This window comes from Snodgrassella gandavensis (genome assembly GCF_914768025.1).
In the GTDB taxonomy this organism is placed as follows: domain Bacteria; phylum Pseudomonadota; class Gammaproteobacteria; order Burkholderiales; family Neisseriaceae; genus Snodgrassella; species Snodgrassella gandavensis.
Map to the genome: position 1 here is coordinate 188,179 of NZ_CAJZCE010000003.1, position 24,698 is coordinate 212,876.

The 24,698-nt window shown below is 45.2% G+C and carries 21 protein-coding genes; 12 read left to right on the top strand and 9 right to left on the bottom strand.

All coding sequences use genetic code 11. The features are described from left to right. Window positions 1–76 precede the first annotated feature (76 nt). The 5 genes from thiD to pcnB form a co-directional block, all read right to left on the bottom strand. On the bottom strand, window positions 77–901 hold the full coding sequence (thiD, locus tag MJ764_RS03975) for a bifunctional hydroxymethylpyrimidine kinase/phosphomethylpyrimidine kinase (RefSeq protein ID WP_239324829.1): 825 nt from the start codon (window positions 899–901) through the stop codon (window positions 77–79). A 172-nt stretch (window positions 902–1,073) separates the two neighbouring features. Next, entirely contained in the window at window positions 1,074–1,865 is a 792-nt protein-coding gene (gene panB / locus MJ764_RS03980; protein ID WP_239324831.1) for a 3-methyl-2-oxobutanoate hydroxymethyltransferase, read from the bottom strand. Window positions 1,866–2,451: 586 nt separating this feature from the next. Next, entirely contained in the window at window positions 2,452–3,084 is a 633-nt protein-coding gene (locus MJ764_RS03985; RefSeq protein ID WP_239324833.1) for a deoxynucleoside kinase, read from the bottom strand. 13 nt (window positions 3,085–3,097) lie between these two features. Next, a complete protein-coding gene (gene folK / locus MJ764_RS03990) occupies window positions 3,098–3,604 on the bottom strand; it encodes a 2-amino-4-hydroxy-6-hydroxymethyldihydropteridine diphosphokinase (RefSeq protein WP_239324835.1) in 507 nt (168 codons plus the stop codon). Further along, the gene (gene pcnB, locus MJ764_RS03995; protein ID WP_239324837.1) at window positions 3,601–4,935 is read right to left on the bottom strand and encodes a polynucleotide adenylyltransferase PcnB; all 1,335 of its coding nucleotides are present in this window, start codon (window positions 4,933–4,935) and stop codon (window positions 3,601–3,603) included. The genes folK and pcnB overlap by 4 nt, the downstream gene beginning before the upstream one ends. Window positions 4,936–5,139: 204 nt before the next feature. On the opposite strand from pcnB, the gene MJ764_RS04000 reads away from it, so the two are divergent. The 5 genes from MJ764_RS04000 to MJ764_RS04020 all read left to right on the top strand — a co-directional run bounded on the left by MJ764_RS04000 (window position 5,140) and on the right by MJ764_RS04020 (window position 8,082). Next, window positions 5,140–5,325, top strand: coding sequence for a DUF3460 family protein (locus tag MJ764_RS04000; RefSeq protein ID WP_239324839.1), 186 nt, complete (start codon window positions 5,140–5,142; stop codon window positions 5,323–5,325). A 17-nt stretch (window positions 5,326–5,342) separates the two neighbouring features. Then, window positions 5,343–6,011, top strand: coding sequence for an O-methyltransferase (locus MJ764_RS04005; RefSeq protein ID WP_239324841.1), 669 nt, complete (start codon window positions 5,343–5,345; stop codon window positions 6,009–6,011). A 30-nt stretch (window positions 6,012–6,041) separates the two neighbouring features. Further along, a complete protein-coding gene (locus MJ764_RS04010; protein ID WP_239324843.1) occupies window positions 6,042–6,710 on the top strand; it encodes a tetratricopeptide repeat protein in 669 nt (222 codons plus the stop codon). Window positions 6,711–6,731: 21 nt separating this feature from the next. Then, entirely contained in the window at window positions 6,732–7,229 is a 498-nt protein-coding gene (gene purE / locus MJ764_RS04015; protein ID WP_239324845.1) for a 5-(carboxyamino)imidazole ribonucleotide mutase, read from the top strand. Window positions 7,230–7,626: 397 nt separating this feature from the next. Then, window positions 7,627–8,082 carry a hypothetical protein gene (locus MJ764_RS04020; RefSeq protein WP_239324847.1) on the top strand — a complete coding sequence of 152 codons (456 nt, stop codon included), beginning with the start codon at window positions 7,627–7,629 and terminating at the stop codon, window positions 8,080–8,082. A gap of 1,306 nt (window positions 8,083–9,388) precedes the next feature. Here the strand turns inward: MJ764_RS04020 and MJ764_RS04025 are convergent. The 3 genes from MJ764_RS04025 to gltX form a co-directional block, all read right to left on the bottom strand. Next, the gene (locus MJ764_RS04025) at window positions 9,389–11,053 is read right to left on the bottom strand and encodes an AMP-binding protein (protein ID WP_239324848.1); all 1,665 of its coding nucleotides are present in this window, start codon (window positions 11,051–11,053) and stop codon (window positions 9,389–9,391) included. Window positions 11,054–11,204: 151 nt separating this feature from the next. After that, window positions 11,205–12,311, bottom strand: a complete 1,107-nt coding sequence (gene mnmA, locus MJ764_RS04030; protein WP_239324849.1) for a tRNA 2-thiouridine(34) synthase MnmA — start codon at window positions 12,309–12,311, stop codon at window positions 11,205–11,207. Between the two features lie 257 nt (window positions 12,312–12,568). Then, a complete protein-coding gene (gene gltX / locus MJ764_RS04035) occupies window positions 12,569–13,960 on the bottom strand; it encodes a glutamate--tRNA ligase (RefSeq protein ID WP_239324926.1) in 1,392 nt (463 codons plus the stop codon). 112 nt (window positions 13,961–14,072) lie between these two features. Here gltX and MJ764_RS04040 point away from each other — a divergent pair, with 112 nt between their 5' ends. The 4 genes from MJ764_RS04040 (at window position 14,073) to gabD (ending at window position 20,039) form a co-directional block, all read left to right on the top strand. After that, window positions 14,073–15,074: an asparaginase domain-containing protein gene (locus tag MJ764_RS04040; protein ID WP_239324851.1), complete on the top strand. Its 1,002-nt coding sequence runs from the start codon at window positions 14,073–14,075 to the stop codon at window positions 15,072–15,074. Window positions 15,075–15,544: 470 nt separating this feature from the next. After that, window positions 15,545–16,744 carry a sugar efflux transporter gene (locus MJ764_RS04045; protein ID WP_239324852.1) on the top strand — a complete coding sequence of 400 codons (1,200 nt, stop codon included), beginning with the start codon at window positions 15,545–15,547 and terminating at the stop codon, window positions 16,742–16,744. A 481-nt stretch (window positions 16,745–17,225) separates the two neighbouring features. After that, on the top strand, window positions 17,226–18,500 hold the full coding sequence (gene gabT, locus MJ764_RS04050) for a 4-aminobutyrate--2-oxoglutarate transaminase (RefSeq protein ID WP_239324853.1): 1,275 nt from the start codon (window positions 17,226–17,228) through the stop codon (window positions 18,498–18,500). A gap of 81 nt (window positions 18,501–18,581) precedes the next feature. After that, on the top strand, window positions 18,582–20,039 hold the full coding sequence (gabD, locus tag MJ764_RS04055; RefSeq protein ID WP_239324854.1) for an NADP-dependent succinate-semialdehyde dehydrogenase: 1,458 nt from the start codon (window positions 18,582–18,584) through the stop codon (window positions 20,037–20,039). A gap of 85 nt (window positions 20,040–20,124) precedes the next feature. On the opposite strand, the gene MJ764_RS04060 is transcribed toward gabD, so the two are convergent. Then, complete coding sequence (locus MJ764_RS04060) at window positions 20,125–20,256, bottom strand: VPS9 domain-containing protein (protein ID WP_239324856.1); 132 nt, start codon at window positions 20,254–20,256, stop codon at window positions 20,125–20,127. Here MJ764_RS04060 and MJ764_RS04065 point away from each other — a divergent pair. The 3 genes from MJ764_RS04065 (at window position 20,255) to MJ764_RS04075 (ending at window position 24,462) form a co-directional block, all read left to right on the top strand. Next, the gene (locus MJ764_RS04065; protein ID WP_239324857.1) at window positions 20,255–21,589 is read left to right on the top strand and encodes an amino acid permease; all 1,335 of its coding nucleotides are present in this window, start codon (window positions 20,255–20,257) and stop codon (window positions 21,587–21,589) included. The two genes, MJ764_RS04060 and MJ764_RS04065, sit on opposite strands and share 2 nt — an antisense overlap. 162 nt (window positions 21,590–21,751) lie before the next feature. Beyond that, window positions 21,752–23,002, top strand: a complete 1,251-nt coding sequence (kynU, locus tag MJ764_RS04070; RefSeq protein ID WP_239324859.1) for a kynureninase — start codon at window positions 21,752–21,754, stop codon at window positions 23,000–23,002. An 80-nt stretch (window positions 23,003–23,082) separates the two neighbouring features. Then, window positions 23,083–24,462, top strand: coding sequence for an amino acid permease (locus MJ764_RS04075; protein ID WP_239324860.1), 1,380 nt, complete (start codon window positions 23,083–23,085; stop codon window positions 24,460–24,462). The last annotated feature ends 236 nt before the right edge of the window (window positions 24,463–24,698 follow it).

Here is a 24,698-nt window from a genome sequence, read left to right on the forward strand (position 1 = left end):
TGTGTGAAAAAAGGGCAATTCCTGCCTTACCCTGATTAACTGTCAAGCAAGCAATTTTAGCATACAGATGAAACCATTAATCACGTTTTATGCGCCAGAAATGGGCTAATGGACCATAACCATGGCCAAGATGCCAGTGCCGGCCAGCCTCAATCGCACCATGCACATAGCTTTTAGCTGCTGCAACCGTATTGGCCAGACTCTCATGCTTGGGACGCAACGCAGCTATCGCAGCTGAAAGTGTGCAACCGGTACCATGAGTATGAGAAGTATTAATTCGTAAACTTTTGAAACATACCGGTTCACAATCCACCTCCAGCAACCAGTCAGTTGCCTCCTCAGAATCATCGCGATGCCCCCCCTTTACCAGTACAGCCTGACACCCCTCATCCAGCAATATCCGCCCTTGTTCCAGCATTTCCTTATCCGTGGTGGCAATTGGTTTATGCGTCAGCGTAGCCAGTTCAAACAGGTTAGGCGTAAGAATATCAGCCAGCGGCATTAGCAGTTGCTTCATTGTCTGTACCGTATTCTCTATAGACAATGCCGAACCAGATGTAGCCACCATCACCGGATCTAATACGGTAAAAGGCAGGTGATATCGCTGTAATACTTCCGACACCGTACGAATACTGTCAGTATCAGCGAGCATACCGATTTTAACCGCATCAATGCGAATATCCGACATCACAGCAGCACACTGCGCCTCAAGCATATCCGGAGGTACAACCATTACCTGCTGTACACCAAAAGTGTTTTGCGCAGTAATGGCGGTAATAACACTGGTACCATATGCGCCAAGTGCAGCAAAAGTTTTTAAATCCGCCTGAATACCAGCACCACCACTGGAATCAGAACCAGCAATAGTCATTGCACGAGGGTAAGGCTTGGCCAGCGCCATAGGCATCTCTCTAAATATTTCTATTAGTCAACGAATTAACTTATATATACTTCCTGCAAAAAAAACAAGCCTGTGAAAATATCCACCTGCTGCCCAATCTGCCCGTTTGTAAAGACAAAAGCGGGCAAAGCGTGGATTCTTTCAAACAAAAACAGAAACTTAACCAAAACAATCAGTCAGTAAAACTGTGCTCAGCGCCCGGAAAAATTTTTGCCTTTACCTGATTTACATAAGTACTGATTGCGGCCTGAATACTGTCATGCCCCTGCATGAAATTTTTGACAAATTTAGCGGTTTTACCCGGATAAATACCCAGCATATCGTGCATTACCAGTACCTGACCATCACAATCCACACCAGCACCGATGCCGATAGTAGGGCAGCTTACTGTGGCAGTAACCTGTGCTGCCAGCTGTCTGGGGACACATTCCATCAACACCATATCCGCCCCGGCCTGTGCATGCGCCTGAGCATCGGCCAGCAATTGTGCCGCAGCCTCGCCACGACCCTGCACTTTATAGCCGCCCAGCGTATGAACGGATTGCGGAGTAAGCCCGATATGTGCACAAACCGGAATACCGCGCTGCTGCAAAAACTGCGTGGTTTCAGCTATCCATGCTCCGCCTTCCAGTTTAACCATGTGCGCACCAGCCACCATCAGGCGCACAGCCGCAGCAAAAGCCTGCTCCTTACTTTGCTGATAGGCACCAAACGGTAAATCGGCCACAATCAATGCCTGCTGATTGCCACGCGCCACCGCAGCCGTGTGGTAACAAATATCCTCCACACTAACTGGAATGGTAGAAGTTTGCCCCTGTACTGCCATGCCAAGTGAATCACCAATCAGCAGCACATCAACACCTGCATCACTCATCAGGTGGGCAAAGCTGGCATCATAACAGGTCAGCATAGCAATTTTTTCGCCAGCCGCTTTCATCTTTCTTAAAGTGTGAATAGTATGCATAAACAGATAAATCCGTTAATTATGTTCATTAGAAAAATATTGCCGGTGGCTATTGCTTATTTGCCTGTTGTCGGAAAATTGACAAAAGACATGGGTATAAGTTAACGCAAATAGCATCCAGCCTGAATTAATGACCGGCAAAATACCATAGACACCCGTCATACCAGAGCAGATTAACAAACATTTTGCTAGCAGCCGCATTTTCATTAACCTAATAAATAATCGCTAACAATTAATTCAATTCGAGCATAGTAATTAAGCTGGGCAGCTAAATTTGGTCGCACTGCTTTACCACCAGACTTGAGCTGTTTTATTGACTGCTGAATTTTGCAGCCAACAACCAATTATTCAGCAAGCCAATATAGAAAAACTGTACTTTTCCAACAGAAAAATACAGTTTACTACCATGCTCATTTGCAAATCAGTCTGCTAAATAGCAGACAAACAGCATAATATCATTGATATATTTTTACCTTAGTTAAACAGCGTAACTAGCTAAAATAACACATTTACGACAGATACAGGCTGCAATAATTATCACAACCAGCAGATATGAACAGCCTTTTTGCAAGGCCACATCAGGCAGTTACTCACTCAAATTCAGATAATTACGACTACCCTGCATATTGGCAATGGTATTGAGCAACAGCTCAAAATGGTCGTCATTGCCAAGAAAATCCAGCTCATTGGTATTGGCAATTAACAGAGGAGCGTGCTGGTATAAGTGAAAAAAACGACGATATTCTGCATGAATCTGCTGTAAATAACCCGCAGGGAACAGGTTTATCATCCCATCTTCACGCTGATGCAGACGCCTGTCCAACAAGTCATCATCTGCTTCCAGATAGATCACCAGATCGGGTACCGGAAATTTCGGCATCACTTTCTGTTTGATTTGCCAGTACAGAGTCTGTTCACCTTCACGCAAAATTACCGGTACATATATCTGATCTTTTTCCAGCAGAAAATCAGCAATTATCCGTGAACGCCGCTCATCCTCAGCATAAATCACATTGATTGCTTCACAACGACGCATCAGAAAATGCATCTCGGTGGCCAAGCCATGATTCGTGGCATTCAGATAAAATTTTTCCAGAAACGGATTACTTTCCGGTATTTCCGATAACAATAAAGCATCGAAATACTGCGCCAGACGACGGCTTAAAGCTGATTTGCCACTGCCTATAGACCCTTCTACGACAATGTAGCGATAATCCATATTTTCCCCCGCCCTAGTCCTGACCGTTAGCCATAATTGTTACCGCATCTGGCTGTGCCTTCAATAATTTTGCTGCCAGAGTCGAAGCACTGCCATGATTACCAATCGCATAATCCGGCGCAATGGCAGCCAGCGGAACCATCACGAAAGCACGCTCATGTGCGCGTGGATGAGGCAGTACTAAATCAGCATCATTAAAAATCTGATGATGATAATCAATCAGATCCAAATCAATAACACGCGGACCATTAGGCACATCGCGCACCCGCCCCTGCTGCTCTTCCAGCTTTAGCAAGACTTGTAACAGCTCAGGTGCACTCAGCGAAGTATGAACCAATACCACCGCATTGACAAAATCAGGCTGGGCAGTCAGCCCTACCGGCTTAGTAGTGTAAAGTGGTGAAATTGCCTTGACCCGGACGCCTTTAACCTGATTTAAGGCAGCCATGGCTGCTTTAACCTGCTGGCGCGGATTTTCCAGATTAGCCCCTAAAGCAATAACCGCTGTCACTGTATTCATGCTTCCTCCTGCTTGGATTGCTTGGTTCGTCTGTTACGATATCGTTTTTGCCTTGTGGATGTTTTTTCCATCTGCATGGCAGTACCAATCAACTGCTCACGCTCTGCATCCGAACCATGCTGAAAAGCCTGCCACCATTGAACGACTTCCTGCGGCAATTCGCCCAGACTTGCACGCAGACACATAAAATCAAAAGCGGCGCGAAAACGCGGCTGGCCAAGTAAACGATAAGGCCGTGCCCCGCGCATAATTTCAAACTGAGGTTGTAAAGACCAGATTTCACGCATAGTAACACTATACCGCTGCGGCACACCCCAGCGTTTGTCCACATACTGACGCTCCGAAGCGATGGCCGCATTCATAGCCGCATTGGTACGCATACCAGCAGCTTGTTCGCGCTGCCACGCATCCCTGATGTGCGGCCACAATACAGCAGCGAGTACAAAACCCATCGAAACCGATTTATCTGCCCGCAGACGTTCATCCGTATTATGCAGAGCCAGTGCAACAATATTATCATTACTTTCACCGCCCGGCATCAGTGCATCCAGCAGTGGATGAACATTTTTCAGCCCAAGAACAGCCATCTGATGCAAACATGCTTGCGCATTGCCACTGAATAAAATTTTTAGTACTTCATCAAACAGTCGGGCTGGCGGTTCCCGCTGTAATAACTGCGCACATTCAGCAATCGGCATAGACGTATGCTTATCCACAGTAAAACCGAGTTTGCCTGATAGTCGAGCTGCACGCAACATTCGTACGGGGTCTTCCTGATAGCGCTCCAGTGGATTGCCAATCATCACCAGACGTCGGTTACGGATATCTTCAACGCCATGATGGAAGTCCAGAATAATCTGACGTTTCGGATCATAGTACAAAGCATTGGCGGTAAAGTCACGGCGCATTGCATCCTGTTCAAGAGTGCCAAAACTGGCATCCTTCATGATCCGACCCAGCTCATTGTGGCTATTGACAACCCCTCCTCGGAAAGTTGTTACCTCAATCGTTTCCGGGCCCACCATAACATGCACAATCGGGAAACGCCGCCCAATAATGCGACTGCGCCTGAACAGCTTACGTACCTGCTCGGGCGTGGCATTAGTCGCCACATCAAAATCTTTAGGTGTCACACCAAGCAACAAATCACGCACGGCACCACCCACCACATAAGCCTCATATCCCTCTTTCTGCAAGCGGGTAATAACTTTTTCCGCAGCAAAACTAAGCTCATCTGCCTGAATATGGTGTTGTGCTAATGGTATTTCCCGTTTTCTGCCACCACGGGCAGTCCTTCGCGGCAAAACCCTGTGTAACCACTTTGTTAGCATAAATAATACAATAATTTATAAAAAAAATACTCGCGTGCCGCAGCAAACACGACCGATAAAGCGGCATAGTATAACCTATCTGTCCATCTCTCATCATTCCTTGCTGCTAAACCAGTGCAATTGGATCAGCATCTACACCAGAATGGTCTAATTTGTATATAATAATACACTCGTTCCTGAATACCATATGCAGAAGAAATCAATATGTACAATTATCAGTCTGATACTACCCAGTTTCTGAATGAATTTCTGGCTAAACACCCCGAAGAAGCTCAGGTTCAGCTAAAACACCGTGCCATGTTATGGGATGTTCAGCTCAATCCAGAAGATGAAGCAAATTTCGCCGCAGCCAAACTGCCGAAAAAAGGCTATACCTATCTGACAGAATAATCGCTGGTCGGCCTGTCATGAGTCAACACACCTGTCTGAGTACGCCCGTATTAGAGCAATATCTGGCCGGGATTAACCCTGTAGAAGAGCCATTGCTGGCACAGCTTCGAGCAGAAACTGCGCGGCACCGCAAGGGTGATATGGGCATTGCACAGGAACAGGCAAATTTAATGGTGTGGCTGGCACAGCTAATTCAGGCGCGCAACTATCTGGAAATCGGTGTATTTACCGGCTACAGTAGCACAGCAATGGCACTGGCACTGCCTGAAGACGGGCACATTACAGCCTGCGACATCAATGTTACTTATACCGATATTGCCCGTCGCTATTGGCAGCAGGCGAATGTCAGCCACAAAATACAGTTACACCTGCAACCGGCACTAATCACACTGGATAAACTGATTGCCAGCAATCAGACCAATCATTACGACATGGCACTGATAGATGCCGACAAAACACCCACCCCCCATTATTTTGAACGCTGCCTGCAATTGGTTCGCCCCGGCGGCATTATTGCCATAGACAATGTACTGCTGCATGGCCGTGTTGCTCAGGCAGCCCATGGCGGTGAATCTGAAAGTGTCCTTATCATGCGCCAGTTTAATGCTGGCCTGATATACGATCAGCGCATACGTCCATTAACCATACCGCTAGGCGATGGCTTGACACTTATTCAGAAAAAATAATAACAATTACCCAGAGGAGAAAAGCACTTCATGCCACATTCAAACTATCGCTATTTCAGTCTGGCACTAATGGCCATCCTAACCATCAGCGCATGTAGCACCATACCTGCTTTTTCTGGCACACCTGTTAGCGCTACTTCAACTAAATCAGCCGCTGATACTACCCAAACTGCTGACCAGCTCAGCCAGATTCAGATACAACTGGCGAACCTGCAAACCCAGATTGATGGCCTGCAAAATCAGATGAACGATATTCGCCAGCAACAGACAACCCTGTCGCGTTATATAAATGTACATATTCCGGCCAGTGATGTGATTGCAACCAGCGACCCGGCTGCTAACGACAATATCAGCGAAGCACGCCACTTATACAATGCAGGGCTCTATGCACAAAGTATCCGACTACTAAAAAATGCTGATAGTGGTGGTAATGGTAGTGCTCCGGCACAGGAACGCATGTGGTTACTCCTGCAAAGCCATTCCCGATTAAACAACTGTGAATCGGTTATCAATATTGGCAAACGCTTTACCAACCTATTCCCGCAGAATAACCATAGCCCCAATGCTCTGTATCAGGTGGCACAATGTCAGGCACATTTACAGCAGCAGGATATTGCCCGTACCACCTATCAGCACATTATTAGCACGTATCCCAACAGCAGTGCGGCCAGCAAAGCCAGACATCTGTTAAAAAAATAACCCGAGTAAATAAGGCACAACATGAACACTCCACTAATCGGCATCATTATGGGCAGTAACAGCGATTATCCAGTAATGCAGCAGGCAGAACAATTTTTGCAACAATTCTGCATTCCATATGAAATACGCGTTGTTTCCGCCCATCGTACTCCGGATTTAATGTTTGAATATGCCGAAAGTGCTCGTGCACGTGGTTTGAAAGCAATTATTGCCGGTGCCGGAGGCGCTGCTCACCTGCCAGGCATGGTTGCCGCCAAAACTACCGTTCCAGTATTGGGTGTACCTGTTCCGAGCAAATATCTGCGTGGTGAAGATTCATTATTATCTATCGTACAAATGCCTAAAGGCGTACCCGTAGCCACATTCGCCATTGGTGAGGCTGGTGCAGCCAATGCCGCCCTGTTTGCCATCTCACTACTAGCCAATGATAATCCCGAGCTGGCACAGAAACTGACTGATTTTCGTGAAAATCAGAAGCAAAGCGTTCTGGCCATGAATTTACCCAGCCAGCCTGCCTGATTGCAATAAGTTCTTGTAGCCATCTTCTGAATAACAGCCCATGCTGAACAGAATTACCCTAGTGCAGTTAGTATGATATATGTTTATTACCCACGCAGATTAAATATTACATCATTACCTGCCTGCGGTTCTATCGCCGCATTATTGCAAAACAACAATATCGAGTTAATACAGCGAATAAAACACAAAAGCATTAGATAACTGCCGAGAAGATAGAAAAAATAGTGTTAAATAAATTTTTTACAAATTAGGTGAACTAAAAAATATTAAAACCAGAAAAACAAATTAGTTTTAATCAATATAATTATACTAAAGATGAGTTAACTCAATAGTACGCTAAAAATATTATATTGATATTTGATAGTGCCTTAAATTTATTGGTAATAATGGTATATTTATGATTAATTTTACTTTGCAGTCACTAGAAAAAGGCTTGCCTGGGTTAACTTTTGAGTTCGCTATACCAGCAACCAAAGATAATGCTTGGAGTGAAACATCAAAATATCTGGCAGAAAGCGCATTTTGCTTTATTGAAGGTATTATATACAACAATGTATCCAAGTATCAAAACTATGGCCATTGGGGAACAACTGAAGTGAATAAAGCACAGTGGTTCTCTATAAAATCAGAGTTAATTAAACTCAAATATAAGGTTGATCACTCCCAAAAGCTAAACGAGCTTAAACATGATTTATTTGATTTTAAATTTATTTTTGATGATGATGATTTACAAGAAATGACAAAAAATTTTTCCCAATATAAATTACCGTTGTCACAGATGATTAGTGACTTTATAACATGGATTGATGGCAATATACAAAAATATGGCTCAATCTATATTTTGGGTATATAACACTCTCTTTTTTAATATATTAGCGAATGTACCATAATAACAATTATTGATTAGATTCCGCGATTAACAGTAATAAATGACCAAGTCTTCAAAGTGAAAAAGCTACTTTCACCATACAAACTAAAATTAAAAATACTGTTAGCATAATAAATGCAATCACATAAACGTATTGCCAATTCTTAAATAAAAAAATAATCACCCTGTAATCACAATTAAGAGCAACTATTCTTCTATACTTGGGAGTGAAAAGATTAATTGTACGCCAATAATAATTCCCAATATTGTACCTATTACGCGTAATTATAAACGCTGTTTAGTGGTTAAATAGTTAAGTTGGTACACAAACAAACTAATTAAAATAATCCTATAACCATTTTCTTAAAAAGAGAAGATGAGACTAGAAAGGAGGAAATGAGACTAAAAAAGATATTAAAAAAAGAGTTCACTTATTTTAAACTCTTAGAATGTTTCATTTTCTCTTTTTTAAGATTTTATATACATCTAATTCATTGATTAAAAATATTATTTCAAAATTTCATGAACTGGTTCGAGCTAATTAATCAACTTAATAAATGGGAGAAAAATTTCTTGTTTCACTCCCCTGCTTCTTTCACCTTAATAATGTAAGTTTTCTCAAAGTCATCAGAAGATAATTTCCAGCCATTCGCATACCGAAAACCAGAGCTATGCGAATTAACAGAAAATACACCTATATTTTCTGTATCTCAAAGAAGCGGTAATTTTCTAACATCGCATTCTATATAGATATCATATCCTGATTTGTGGAATGGCAAGACATATTCAAATAATAAAATTAAGGGGTAGTTATTTGTTAAATTCCGCTAGGGGCTAATAACCCAAGGATGAATGTAATCGTTTGTGATTGTATCAATAAACATAAGCCGCAAAAAAATTGTTGCACTCACTCGTTTGTGATTATATTTCTCTGCTTTAACCAACTTAGTTTTAATACTTGGATAGGCTATACTAACTCATACAGCTTTTTAGTGAGATAATTGCATAGTTTATCTGCGCAGGATTCATTCCTATTTTAAATATTGACAATAAATTATTTAACCAAAAATCCTGTACACCATAATAATGGTTGAGTTATATACTTATAAATATAATTATTTTTTATAATATATTTATATACTACCTATTTCATTACTGAAAAATACAAATCAGATTCGAGCAGTATTTAGTCATAACTAAATATTATTATCCTGTCCGCAAATAATACACACGGATAGAACAAAAACGGTTACTGCATAATGGCAGTAACCGTTTTTCTGTATCTGAAAAATTATTTGTTGGTGCGTAAATCCTTACGCAGAATCTTGCCTACCGCAGATTTAGGCAATTCCGTGCAGAACTCAATATCTTTTGGCACCTTATAGCCAGTCAGATTCTGGCGGCAATGGGCAATAATCTGTTCACGCGTTAGATTGGGGTCGCGCTTAACCACAAATAATTTAATCGCCTCACCACTTTTCTCATTGGGTACACCAATACAGGCTACTTCCAATACTTCAGGCATGGCGGCCACGATTTCTTCCACTTCATTCGGATAAACATTAAATCCCGATACCAGAATCATATCTTTCTTGCGGTCAACCAGACGTACATAGCCTTTGGCATCAATTTCAGCCATATCACCAGTAGCCACAAAGCCACGGCTATCCAGTACTTTAGCGGTTTCTTCCGGCCGGTTCCAGTAGCCCTTCATCACCTGCGGCCCCTGTACCCATAATTCACCTACTTCACCAATACCCAGCACCTTACCATTATCATCACGGATTTCGATATCCGTATTCGATACCGGTAAGCCAGCCGTACCTGTGTATTCAGGATTATTTAAAGGATTGGCACACACGCCCGGGCTGGCTTCAGTCAGGCCATAGGCATCGATAATCGGTACACTGGTAATGGCTTTCCATTCCTGCGCCACTATTTTCTGAGTAGCCATCCCGCCGCCCAGAACCAATTTCCATGATGAAAAATCAATGGTTTTAAATTCCTCATTATGAATCAGCGCATTAAACAGTGTATTGACTCCGCTCATTACCGTTACCCGATTCTTTTTCAATACTTTAACCAAAGCATTGATATCACGCGGATTGGTAATCAAAATATTCTTGGAACCGGTATTGGCAAAAATCATAATATTCACAGTGAGTGAAAAAATATGATACAGCGGCAATGGCGTTACCACCACTTCCTCGCCCGGCGTCAGATTGGCCTTAATCCATTCCGATGCCTGCTGCATATTGGCCACGATATTGCCATGTGTCAGCATTGCCCCTTTGGAAACACCAGTTGTACCACCGGTATACTGCAATAACGCTAAATCTTCCAGTTCCAATGGTACTGGGGTAAAACGCTGTTTTTTCCCCAGCGCCAATGCCTGAGCAAAAGTTATCGACTGGGGAAGATGAAAAGGCTTCACCATTTTTTTAACTTTGCGCAGCATGAAATTGACGACGCTGCCTTTCAGCCAGCCAAGCATATCGCCCATACTGGCAACAATTACCTGCTTAACTGCGGTTTGCGCCAATACTTCAGCCACTGTATGGGCAAAATTTTCCAGCACGATAATGGCAGTGGCACCTGAATCAATTAGCTGATGTGCCAGCTCCCTTGGTGTATACAGCGGATTGACATTTACCACTACGCCACCAGCCTGCAATACCCCAAATACGGTAATCGGATATTGCAATACATTCGGCATCATGATTGCTACCCGTTCACCTTTTTGCAGCTTCAGTACATTCTGTAAATAAGAAGTAAACTGATTCACATAAGTAGCAGTTTGCGTATAAGTAAGCGTTGTGCCCATATTGGAAAAACTTGGCTGTGGGCCAAACTTCTTCACACTGGTGTGGAGCACGTCAATAATCGACGAATAAGCACGCACATCTACTTCTGCCCGCACCCCTTCCTGATAACTTTGTAACCAGATTTTTTCCATTATCTTTTATCCTTTGCAACAATGCGGCTGATTTAAAAGGAAGTAAGGAAATTTCAGTCGAAACCGACTGTAAAGAAAACATCAAATCAGAACTTCAGCATCATTGCCAGTAAGATGACTGCCTGCATCCAGACAATCTGTTGAAACTAAACTAATTATTATAAATACTGTGACTATCGGTATCGCTGATAATACCACCACCCAGACAAATCTCGCCAGCATACAGTACCGCAGATTGCCCGGGCGTCACTGCCCATTGCGGTTCATCAAACACCAGCTCGGCACACCCATCATCCAGATAACGCAAAGTAGCCTGCGCGTCTGGCATCCGGTAACGGGTTTTTACCCCATAACGGCCTTCAGCCGGCCGCTGTGGAGTAGTAAAACTCAAATCATGCATAATCAGGCTGCGACTGAATAACAGCGGGTGATCATGTCCTTGCACCACCACAAGCTCATTACGCGGCAGATTTTTACCCGCAACAAACCAAGGTTCGCCATCACCGCCAATACCCAAACCTTTACGCTGTCCCAGAGTGTAATACATCAGGCCTTCATGTTCGCCGACTACTTTGCCTTTTGGCGTTACCATTGCACCCGGGTTGGTAGGCAGATAACGCTGTAAAAACTGTCTGAAAGGTCGCTCACCAATAAAGCAGATACCGGTACTGTCTTTTTTCTTTGCTGTCGGCAATTGTGCCTGTTCAGCCAGCAGACGTACCTGAGATTTTTCCAGCTCACCCAGCGGAAACAAAGCGCGTTGCAACTGATAGGGTTGCAGACGATACAGAAAATAGCTCTGGTCTTTATTCTGATCCTGCCCCTTGAGCAGATAATGTACGCCATCACGCACATCTTTGCGCGCATAATGTCCGGTAGCAATCAAATCAGCACCACCGGCCAGTGCGTGCTCCAGAAAACACTTGAATTTAATTTCAGCATTGCACAGTACATCAGGATTGGGGGTACGCCCAGCCTGATATTCCTGCAAAAAATACGCAAAAACATTGTCTTTGTACTGGCCGGCAAAATTAACAATATCGATATCCATACCAATCAGGTCGGCTACTGCTACCGCATCGAGTGAATCCTGCTTGATGGAGCAATACTCGTCATCGTTATCGTCTTCCCAGTTTTGCATGAAAACACCGCGCACATCATAACCGCCCTGTCGGAGCAGCCAAGCAGTGACCGATGAATCCACACCACCGGACATACCAACAACAATACGTTGTGATAAATTTGCTTTTGTATTCATTTACATTCATCCAAAACCGGCGCAGATTGTGCCACAGCCAGAGCTTAGCCACAACTTACCGGCATAATTAATTCTGTAGCAAACTAACTTTCTGCCAGCATAAATACACAGTAATCAGCAAAAAAACAGCATTATTTAACATAAAAAAAATCTAACAGAGCAGCAACAGAATAAATAACACAGGCTGCCAGCACTGCTTTATTTGCCCACGGACAAACAATCACAATACCGGCAGCCTGTGCAAATGCAAATCAGACTCAATTCTGGCGCAGTCGGCGCAATACTTCATCACGCCCCAGTAACGCCAGTACCTGATCAATCGAAGGGGTCTTACCTGTGCCACATACGGCCAGACGTAAAGGCATACCCAATTTACCCATTTTAATATTTTCTGCCTCACAGAATGGCGCAAACAGTGCATGAATACTTTCTGCATTCCACTGTGGCAGCCGTTCTAGCTCAATAGCAAAGCGCTGCATGCGCACAGGCGCATCTGCATCCCAGTGTTTAGCTACTTCTTTCTCACTCGGCGTGGCTTTTGCATAGAAATATCTGCATTCTTCGGCCAACTGATTCAAATCCTGAGCACGCTCCTTAACTAAGGCAACTACAGCAGTCAAAGCCGGCTGTTCAGTAACTTCAATGCCTGATTGTGCCAGACGCGGACGTATCAGCTCAGCCAGCCGGGTATCATCACTGGCCTTAATATGCTGCGCATTCAGCCACAACAGTTTCTCATGGTCAAAACGGCTGGCTGAGGGGCTGACATCCTTTAAGTCAAACCATTCAATAAATTGTGCCATGGTGAAGAATTCATCATCACCATGACCCCAGCCCAGCCGCGCCAGATAATTCAGCAAGGCTTCCGGCAAAATACCCTGCTTATCGTAATCAACCACACTTACCGCATCACGGCGCTTGCTCATTTTCGCGCCTTTTTCATTCAATATCATTGGCAAATGAGCATATTGCGGCAATGTAGCGCCCATGGCACGCAGAATATTAATCTGCTTGGGAGTATTGTTGACATGGTCATCACCACGAATTACCTGTGTGATACCCATATCATAATCATCTACTACGACACAGAAATTATAGGTAGGTGTACCATCAGCACGCGCAATAATCAGGTCATCCAAATCCTGATTGGCAATGGCAATGTGTCCTTTAACTAAATCATCCCAAGCCGTTTCACCGGTGAGCGGCATTTTAAAACGCACTACTGGCTGCACACCTTCTGGTACAGGCGGCAGGGTTTTACCCTCATCCGGACGCCAGCGACGGTCGTACCAGAAATGTTCACCACGCGCTTCGGCTTCCTGCCGCATCGCTTCCAGTTCTTCACGGCTGGTATAGTCATAGTAGGCATGGCCGGATGCCAGCAGTTCACGCAAAACTTCCGCATAGCGGTCAAAGCGTTGCGTCTGGTAAAACGGACCTTCATCATAATCCAGACCGACCCAGTGCATACCATCCAGAATAGCCTGCACCGATTCAGCCGTAGAACGTTCCAGATCCGTGTCCTCAATCCGTAACACAAATTTACCCTGCTGTTTACGCGCAAACGCCCATGAAAACAAAGCTGTGCGCACACCGCCAATATGCAGAAAACCGGTAGGACTGGGAGCAAAACGAGTACGTATCATGATTACCATTCGGACACAGAAAACCGCTATTGTACGCGCAAGCCGAACTAAACAAAACCCATCCGTGCTATGCTTGCATCTGATACTTTTATTGTCTGAAAGGCGGTATACGCATATGACAACCCAGAAACGTGTGGCTGTTTACTACACCGGTGGTACCATAGGTATGCAGCAAACCCCTGCCGGGCTGGCACCCGCAGCCAGCCTCGCTAGTCTGGCCGCGCCCATCTTTCAGGAATACAGTCATCAACTTCAGTGTGACTGGTTTATCAGCGAACCTTTAATCGACTCTTCAGCCGTTACCCTGAGCAACTGGCAGACGTGGCTTAACTGGTTAGACAGCAAGGTCGCAGATTATGATGGCCTGCTTATCCTGCATGGCACCGATACCATGGCTTATAGTGCCAATATCATTGCACTGGCACGGCCACAATTTGGTATTCCCGTCATCCTTACTGGTGCCATGTTGCCGCTGGCTGCAACCAATAGTGATGCGCCACTGAATCTGCGCACAGCGCTGGCTGCTTTCAGCCTGTCTGGGTTTACCCAGACAGCGATAGCTTTCAACGGCCAGCTCTGGCCTGCCATTGGCAGCAGCAAAATCAGTACGGAGCGGGCAGACGCATTTGCCAACCCGCAATTTGGCACACTGGCACAATGGTCGGCCACAGACGGTTGGTTCAACATCAATCTGCCTGTCAGCACCCCCTCTGCTGCGCCAATGTGCCATAACATCAGCTCGGCTGCCAGAATTCACTGCTTTACCCTTACTCCGGGCGCCAATTTAGACATGATTACCGCCAGCCTGACTCACAATCCACCCGATGGTGTGATTTTGCAAAGCTATGGCAATGGTAATACGCCAACTGATGCCAGCTTTCTGGCTGCAATCAGACAAATCGGCCAGCAATCCATACCTGTTCTGAATATCAGTCAGGTTTTACAGGGTTGTGCCTCCGCGGTTTATGCGCAAGGGCATGAGCTGCGCGCGGCTGGTGTGATTAATGGTGGGAAATGCAATCTGGAAACCGCACTGGCTATCCTGACTTTGGCCGTCAGCAATCATTGGCAAAAAGCACAGATTGAAAATCTGCTGCATCAACAGCAGTTGATCTAAACCTTTGTGTCAGCACAGGATTATTCGGTCAATTTAAAAACCGTTTAATCTTGTGCTTTTAACCATTAATAATCCGGTTTAATAATTATCTTTTCATTATGAATAGCATATCATGCATATTGAAAGAATTTTCTGAACAAATAAACCATCATTTAAAAGCGTATATCAATTATATAAACATATCTGCTCTTGCAAAATAAAATGCCAGCCATGCCTGATTGATACAGTGCATAGCAACCAGCCCCTATTATCTCCAGCCGCCAATTGTTTATACTACTATTCAGATACTAATTACCAATACATATCTATCAGATAAATAATAATTTAAAATTAGCTAGCCAATTAATTAACAGATTAACAATAATTTATACTATCATACTGTCTGCAACAGCCTATTCAGGTAGAATTTTAGATATCCATCAGCATGAGATGTGATATAACCCTTTCTTTTCAGAATAGAAAAGTTACCCGTGGAAGAAAATATTGCTATAAAACAAAAGACTTACATTATTCTGGGGTCTTTTCTGGTAGCTGCATTTATTATTGGTATTGCCGGTGCCTTACAGGCGCCTACTCTCAGCCGCTATTTAGCTGAAGATGTTAAAGTAAATCCGTATCAGGTAGGATTGTTTTATTCAATAAATGCTATTGCCGGAATAGTAGTGAGCTTTCTACTGGCACAGTACTCGGATGATAAAGGTATCCGGCGCAACATCATTTTATTTTGCTGCCTGATGGGTATCGGTAACTGCATTACATTTGCGTACTCTCGCCAGTACCTGATACTGGTCACGATTGGTATCTTTTTTTCTGCACTCGCTTCGGCAGCCATGCCGCAGATTTTCGCCTCTGCACGTGAATATACCGACCAGACTGGCCGCAATGTCGTGGTTTTTAATGGCATTTTACGGGCACAATTATCGTTGGCGTGGGTAATCGGGCCGCCCTTATCATTTTTATTGGCGGTAAATTACGGCTTTACCATCATGTATCTGAGTGCCGCAGCCATGTTCTTTGTGGCCTTGCTGATTGTTTTTCTGTTTTTTCCAGCCATCAGACGTCCTGCGCCTGTCAGTAAGCAGCAGGAGCAGAAAGAAAAGATTTTCAGTAATCACAATGTTGTCTTGCTGTTTATCGCCTCTATCAGCATGGGTACGGCCAACATGATGTATATGATTGACATGCCTTTGTATATCGACAAGATTCTGCCCGGTTCCCCCTCCTTGCCCGGCCATTTAATGGGTATTGCCGCAGCAATTGAAATTCCGGCTATGCTGGTGGCCAGTATGCTGGTACCGCGTTTTGGCAACAAGAATCTGATTTGCTTTGCTGTTATTTGCGGCATCATATTCTATATTGGTATGCTTTTTACCCAGAATGAACGGATGCTGATTGCCCTGCAATTGTTCAATGGCCTTTTTATCGGCATCGTAGCCAGTATCGGCCTGATTTATTTTCAGGATTTGCTACCCGGGCGCACCGGTGTTGCATCTACACTGTTTAATAACTGCGTATCTTGCAGCATTATTCTCGCCGGTATGCTACAGGGAGTAATTTCTGCCAATTTAGGCCATCATGTGATTTATGAAATTGCACTGGTGATGGTATCTGTTTCCTTTGTTTTCTGTCTGCTCATCGGCAAGCCAGCCCGTATTAAGGTACGCTCCTGAACTGCTGTAAAAAATACTGCACCCATCAGGCATTTTCGCGCCAACAAATAATTATTTATCATATTTTCAGCTAAACCATTCTGGTTGAGCCTGTAGCGGTAATGTCAGCCGCCTCAATATCGTTAAGCATAAGCGAGAAGAATCAAATAACTACTAAAAATCCATATCTATAAGAATATATGCATAAATTAAGCAATCAAATTAATTCTTAATAATGATTTTTAATATAATTTGCCAATATTCATTTCATAAAAACTATTTTATTCCAATTAATAGGAAATTTTTACTTACAAGCCATATCAGCGAAGTATCTGGCTGGATTGACAGCATAAATTTAATCCCGTAACTTGCCGGAATAATGCAATCCCCCTCTTGACTGACTCATTTCAGCCAGTTAATTATACTGTTACAACGCACATCATACCGGTGGTATGCGTGATATACCTGCTCAGGCCGGTCTACATTTTTCTGGAGAGAATTTATGAATCAAACAGGCAACGTCCGCCAACGTCAACTGGCTGCCGCTCCGCGTGGTGTCGGCTTTATGTGTGATTTTTACATTGATCATGCCAAGAATGCCGAATTCTGGACACCTGAAGGCAAGCGTTATATTGACTTTGCTGGCGGTATTGGCGTTCTGAATACCGGCCACCTGCATCCGAAAGTACAACAGGCAGTGGCTACCCAGTTACAGAAATTTTCGCATACCTGCTTTAATACCGTACCGTATGAGCTGTATGCCAAAGTAGCAGAAAAAATCAATGCCCGCGCCCCTATTGCCGGCGACAAGCGCACCATGTTTGTCACTTCTGGTGCGGAAGCGGTTGAAAATGCCATTAAAATTGCACGAGCCTATACCAAAAGACGTGGCGTAATTGCATTCAATGGTGCTTTTCATGGACGTACTAACCTGACCATGGCCTTAACCGGCAAGATTGCCCCCTATAAAGTCGATTTCGGGCCATTTCCGGCAGATATCGTGCATGCACCCTATCCCAATGCCCTGCATGGTGTCAGTGTAGAAGATGCGCTGCATGGACTGCACAATATTTTCAAATGCCATCTGGCCGCCAGTGATGTTGCGGCAATCATTATCGAGGTGGTACAAGGTGAAGGTGGCTTTAATGTCACACCAAATGAATTCCTGCGCGCCTTGCGCCAGCTAGCCGATGAACACGGAATCGTACTGATTTTTGATGAAATCCAATCAGGCTTTGCCCGTAGCGGCAAAATGTTTGCTACCGAACTGACTGGTGTACAGCCGGATTTGATGACCATTGCCAAATCTCTGGCCGGAGGTTTCCCGTTGTCTGGCGTAGTGGGCAAGGAAGCCATCATGAATGCTCCTGTTGTTGGTGGTCTGGGTGGCACTTATGCCGGCAGCCCGCTGGGGCTGGCTGCGGCCGATGCCGTTATTGACGTTATTGAAGAAGAACAACTGTGTGAACGCGCCAATATTCTGGGTAACCGGCTGAAAGAACGCTTCAACGGCCTGAAACAAACTATTCCAGCAATTGCCGAAGTACGTGGCCCCGGTTCAATGGTTGCCATTGAATTAGTCAAACCCGGCAGCACCGAACCAGATGCCGAGATGACTAAAAAAGTACAGCAGCTAGCACTGGAAAACGGCCTGATGATTCTGACCTGCGGCCAGTACTATAACGTGATTCGCTGCCTGTATCCGCTGACCATCGAAGACAACGTGTTTGACGAAGCACTGGATATACTTGAAGCAGCCCTGCGTCAAGCTCAATAATATCCGGTGTCTTGAGGCTGCCTGTGCAAACTGGTTGCAGGCAGCCTGTTGTGTGTGTTTTAGTTACTTTGGGAAAAACCTATGCAATTGCATGATTCTGCACTATTAAAAACCCAGTGCTATATAAATGGTCAATGGGTAAACGCCGACAACGGCGCAGTAATTTCAGTGACTAATCCGGCGAGCGGAGACAATCTGGCCGATGTGCCCCGAATGGGTGCAGTAGAAGCAGAACGTGCCGTAGCCGCAGCTTATGCAGCTCTGAAACCCTGGCAGGCCAAATCAGCCAAAGAACGTAGCAATCTGCTGCGCCGCTGGTTTGAACTGATGATGCAGCATCAGGAAGACTTGGGTATTATTTTGACTTCAGAACAGGGCAAGCCGCTGGCTGAGGCCAAAGGCGAAATTGCTTATGGCGCATCCTATCTGGAATGGTATGCAGAAGAAGCCAAACGCATTTATGGCGATACCATTCCTGCTCCGGCAAACGACAAGCGGATTATGGTGCTCAAGCAGCCTATCGGCGTATGCGCAGCGATTACTCCGTGGAACTTCCCCAATGCAATGATTACGCGCAAGATTGCACCGGCTCTGGCGGCTGGCTGTACTTTTGTTATTCGTCCTGCTTCACAAACTCCCCTATCAGCACTGGCCATCGCTGAGCTGGCACAGCGCGCCGGTATTCCAGCCGGCGTAGTGAATGTGATTACCGGCAGCTCAAGTGAAATCGGCAAGGTATTAACCGAAGACGACCGAGTTAAAAAATTCAGCTTCACCGGTTCCACTGAAGTAGGCCGCAAACTGATTGCCCAGTGTGCCAGCAGCGTAAAAAAAGTTTCCATGGAACTCGGTGGTAATGCACCTTTTATTGTCTTTAACGATGCTGATATCGATGCAGCCGTTGAAGGGGCGATGATTTCCAAATTCCGCAATGCCGGCCAAACCTGTGTCTGTGCCAACCGGTTATATGTACAAAGTGCAGTATATGATCAGTTTGTCACCAAACTGGCACAAGCCATTGCCAAACTGAAAGTCGGCAATGGGCTAGAACAAGGTATAACCGTTGGCCCCCTGATTGACGCCAGTGCAGTCAGCAAAGTTAAGGAACATATTGCTGATGCCGTTGGCAAAGGAGCAGAAATCGTTACCGGCGGGACAGCAGACCATCACGGTGAGCTGTTTTTTCAGCCTACCCTGCTGAAAAATGTCACGCAGCAGATGAAAGTTGCCCGCGAAGAAACTTTCGGCCCGCTGGCTCCAGTATTCCGCTTTGAAACCGAAGAAGAAGTGGTTAACTGGGCTAATGATACTGAATTTGGACTGGCTAGTTATTTCTATAGCCGTGACATCGGCCGGATTGTGCGTGTCAGCGAAAATCTGGAGTATGGCATGGTGGCCATCAATACCGGCCTGCTTTCGAATGAAGCAGCCCCATTTGGCGGCGTTAAACAGTCTGGCCTTGGACGCGAAGGTTCCAAATATGGCATTGAAGACTACCTTGAAATCAAATATGTACTTCTGGCCGGTATAGACCAGTAATTCCTGAATCTAAGGCAGCATCAACACACGATGCTGCCGCCTTCTTTTCTGCAAGAGTAAAAAAATCCTGAATGCTTTGCATAAATCAGGAGAGCCCGTGGCCGACTGTAATCTGCTCATTCCAGCTTACCAGTCTGGCATTCACTATCACATAGGAGAACACGTTGAGTACATCATCCGCACTCAAAAACGGACTTAAAACACGCCATTTAGCCATGATATCCATTGCCGGCGTCATTGGTGGCGCATTATTTATCGGTTCCGGACCAGTAATCTACCATGCCGGACCAGCCGCTATTCTTGCCTACGGCGCCGGTGGCATACTGGTTATGCTGATTATGCGCATGCTCGGTGAAATGGCTGTTGCCCATCCAGACAGTGGCTCTTTCTCTACCTATGCTGACATTGCTATCGGCCGCTGGGCCGGTTTCAGCATCGGCTGGTTATACTGGTATTTCTGGGCACTGCTCATGGGCTGGGAAGCGTATGTAGCCGGTAAAATTCTTAATAACTGGTTCCCAATAATACCCATCTGGGGCTATATGCTGGCAGTAACAATAGCCTTAGTCATCATTAACCTGATGGATGTCAAAAATTATGGTGAATTTGAATTCTGGTTTGCCCTAATCAAAGTGATAGCCATCGTCCTCTTTCTGATTGTGGGCAGTCTGGCCATTATGCATTTATGGCCTTGGGGGCTGGCAGATGCCAAAGGCTGGTCACATTTAAGCAATCAGGGCTTTATGCCCAACGGCGTATCCTCAGTTATCACCGCACTACTGGGAGTAATGTTTGCCTATATTGGTGCGGAAATCGTTACCGTTGCCGCAGCAGAATCCAGCCATCCGGCAACAGAAATCCGCAAAGCCACCAAATCCGTAGTCTGGCGCATTATCCTATTTTACGTCGGTTCAATTTTCATCACCGTGTGCCTAATTCCCTACAACGACCCACACCTGAACGATCCTACATGGGGCACATACAGCGTAGTATTAACCTCTTTAGGTATTCCGCAGGCTCGTCATATCGTCAATTTTGTCGTACTCACCTCAGTATTAAGCTGCTTTAACTCTGCCCTGTATACCTGTTCGCGCATGCTGTATTCACTGGCCAAGCGTGGCGATGCACACCGGATAATGGCCTATACCTCGAAAAACGGCAGTCCGCAAATCAGCGTGCTCATTTCCTGTATCTTTACCCTGTTCGCCGTTTACCTGACTGCCAGTGCCAAAATGAATGTTTATGATTTACTGATGACCGCTACCGGCACCATTGCCCTGTATGTCTATCTGGCCATCAGTTTTTCACAGTTATTTTTGCGTAAAAAACTAGAAAGACAGGGGCAGATACTGACATACAAAATGTGGTGCTTTCCGTGGTTAACCTACATAATTATCGGGCTGATTATCGCCTCTATCATCACCATGGTTATTGAGGGCACCTATAAACATGAAGTGATTTACACCAGCATACTGGCAGCCATCATTCTGCTTATGGGCATACTGGCACAGGCATGCAACTTGGGCAGTAACACAACCAGAGCAAAATAAAACCGACAGCCAGTATCCACCACACTGGCTTTATCATTTTATATCAAAATATTCACAAAGTTAGTTTAAGGTAAGCATTCAGATAAATTAATTTAAAATTTATTCGCCATGTCAAGCAACTATTCTGTACACTATTCATTTTTCAAACTCAACCTGCGCAAAATGATTACACTAGAACAATGTCAGCAATGGGATGCCGCCGACACTCTGGCATCACTCAAAAACCAGTTTGAACTGCCACAAGGCATCATTTATCTGGATGGTAACTCTCTGGGTGCCAAACCCAAACAGGCAGCAGAGCGCGCACAGGCTGTGATTAATCAGCAATGGGGCACAGACCTGATTAATAGTTGGAACAAGGCCGGCTGGTGGGATTTACCCGTGCGGCTGGGCAACAAAATCGGCCGGCTGATTGGGGCACAGGAACATGAAACTGTGGTTACCGATACCACCAGCCTCAACCTGTTTAAAGTTCTGGCTGCTGCGGTACACATTCAGCAGAATAATGATAACAGCCGTAAAGTTATTATTGCCGAACGCGACTCCTTCCCCACCGATATTTACATGATTGAAGGCTTTATGGCCCTGATTAATCAGGGTTATCAGCTTCATTTAATTGACACACCTGCTGATCTGGCTACCAGTATCAATCAGCATACCGCCGTAGTAGTGCTTTCGCATGTCAACTACCGCACCGGCTACCTGCATGATATGGCCGCAACCAACGAACTGGTACACGCCCATGGCGCATTGATCATCTGGGACCTGTGTCACTCAATTGGCGCCGTACCCATTGACTTAAATGGCAGTAACAGCGATTTTGCCATTGGCTGTACCTATAAATACCTGAATGGTGGCCCCGGCGCACCAGCCATGTTGTGGGTACATGAACGCTACCAGACTGCATTCAGCCAGCCCCTTTCCGGCTGGTGGGGACATGCAAAACCCTTTGATATGGCCGTAAACTACACGCCTGCCGACAACATACGCCGCTATTTATGCGGCACGCAGCCGATTGTCTCCATGAGTCTGATAGAAAGCGGTATAGATATCTTTTTACAGACCGATATGCATGCTCTGCGGCGCAAATCCCTGCAACTAACCGACTTACTGATTGCGCTAACCGAACAGGAATGTGCCGGCTTTGACCTCACCCTGATTACCCCATGTGAGCATGCACAGCGTGGCAGCCACGTCAGTCTGCGCCATCCGCATGGTTATGCCATCGTTCAGGCACTGATTGCCCGCGGTGTGATAGGTGACTACCGCGAACCCGAAGTTATCCGTCTTGGCGTAACCCCGCTATATCTCAGTCACGTCGATATCTGGCAAGCTGTACAACACCTAAAACAGGTTTTGCTCAATCAGGAATGGGCACAACCCCAGTTTCATACGCGCGGACAGGTAACCTGATTTGCATTTTTAACTCAAACAGTTACAGGCCGGGCATAAATATTCTGCTCGGCTTGTGCTTCTCATCATAAGGAAAAACGATGGGTAATTTCGAGCGAATACAGTCGCGGGAAACGGGGTTACACAAAAAACTGTCTGCCAGCCAGATGAGTATGATTGCCATTGGCGGTGCAATTGGTACGGGGCTGTTTCTGGGCAGCAAATTTGCTATTGGTTTTGCCGGTCCGGCCGTGATAATCAGCTATGCTTTGGGCGGGCTGATTGCACTGGCGCTGATGGGATGTCTGGCAGAAATGACCGTACAACACCCTACTTCCGGTTCTTTTGGCGCCTATGCAGAATTCTATCTACACCCAATGGCCGGTTTTCTGGTGCGTTACAGCTACTGGGCGTGTATCGTACTGGCCGTAGGCACAGAAGTCACCGCCATTGCCGAATACATGAAATTCTGGTTTCCGCAGGTAAACTCATGGATATGGATTGCCCTGTTTTCCTGTAGCCTGATTGGCGTCAATGCCTATAGTGTCAAAGCATTCGGTTCAGTAGAGTACTGGTTTTCCACCATCAAGATTTTCGCCATTATGGTATTCATCGTACTGGCGGTAAGCGTATTACTGTCACAGGGCAGTATCAGCAGGATTGAGCATAATCTTTTCAGCGGCGGCTTTGCCCCGCATGGATTTTCCGGTATCTGGACTGGCGTCATCATTTCCATATTCAGCTATCTGGGTATCGAGATGATTGCCATAGCCGCAGGCGAAGCCACCAATCCCGAGCAGGCAGTAAAAACAGCATTCAAGGGCACACTAGCACGACTACTGATATTTTACCTGCTAGCCCTCAGCCTGATTGTTATGCTGGTGCCGTGGCGCGAGCTGATTCAAGAAAACAGCACCAGCCCGTTTGTTACCGTGATGCAAAATGTGGGAATACCCTTTGCCGACAGCATACTTAACTTTATTGTCATTGTAGCCGCACTTTCAGCCATGAACAGCATGCTCTATATCGCCACCCGCATGATGTTCAGCCTGTCACGTGCCCACGAAGCACCACAAATATTTGGCAAAGTAAAAGGCAACGGCGTACCACTCAATGCACTGGCTTTGTCTTCTGCAGGCATTGCTGTGGCAGCACTGGTATATGTGTTTAATCCAGAAACCGCCTTTCCCATCATGATAGCCCTGTCCATGTTTGGGGCACTGTTTAGCTGGGGTGCAGTGTTTCTAACGCATCTGTGTTTTCGCATCCGCATGCGGCAGCAGCAAAAAACACTTAAATTCCGAGTTCCAGGATTTCCATTTATCACCCTAGCCGGCCTGATTGCCATCATCAGTATCATGATTACTACTTGGTTTACACCAATCTTCCATGCCACCTTGTTATTTGGCATTCCTTTTCTGGCATTTCTAATTCTGGTGTATATTATTCAGGCATATCATAAAAAAAGCACAGGCAAATAAATAAGCCCATGCTTAATCGCATACAATAGCAGCTTCAATAGTAACAGCCATGAAGCTGCTATTTCATACTTCCATATCAGGATTTAACCGTAACAAATATAAATTGCAGCTTATTTAGCAGTGGCAAATATTGTCTGAGATCGAACCAAAAATTCAATCAACAACATAAAAGATATACTACAATCTATTTTATTCAATTTGCGTAATTTAATTAACTAATTATACCCATACTGCAC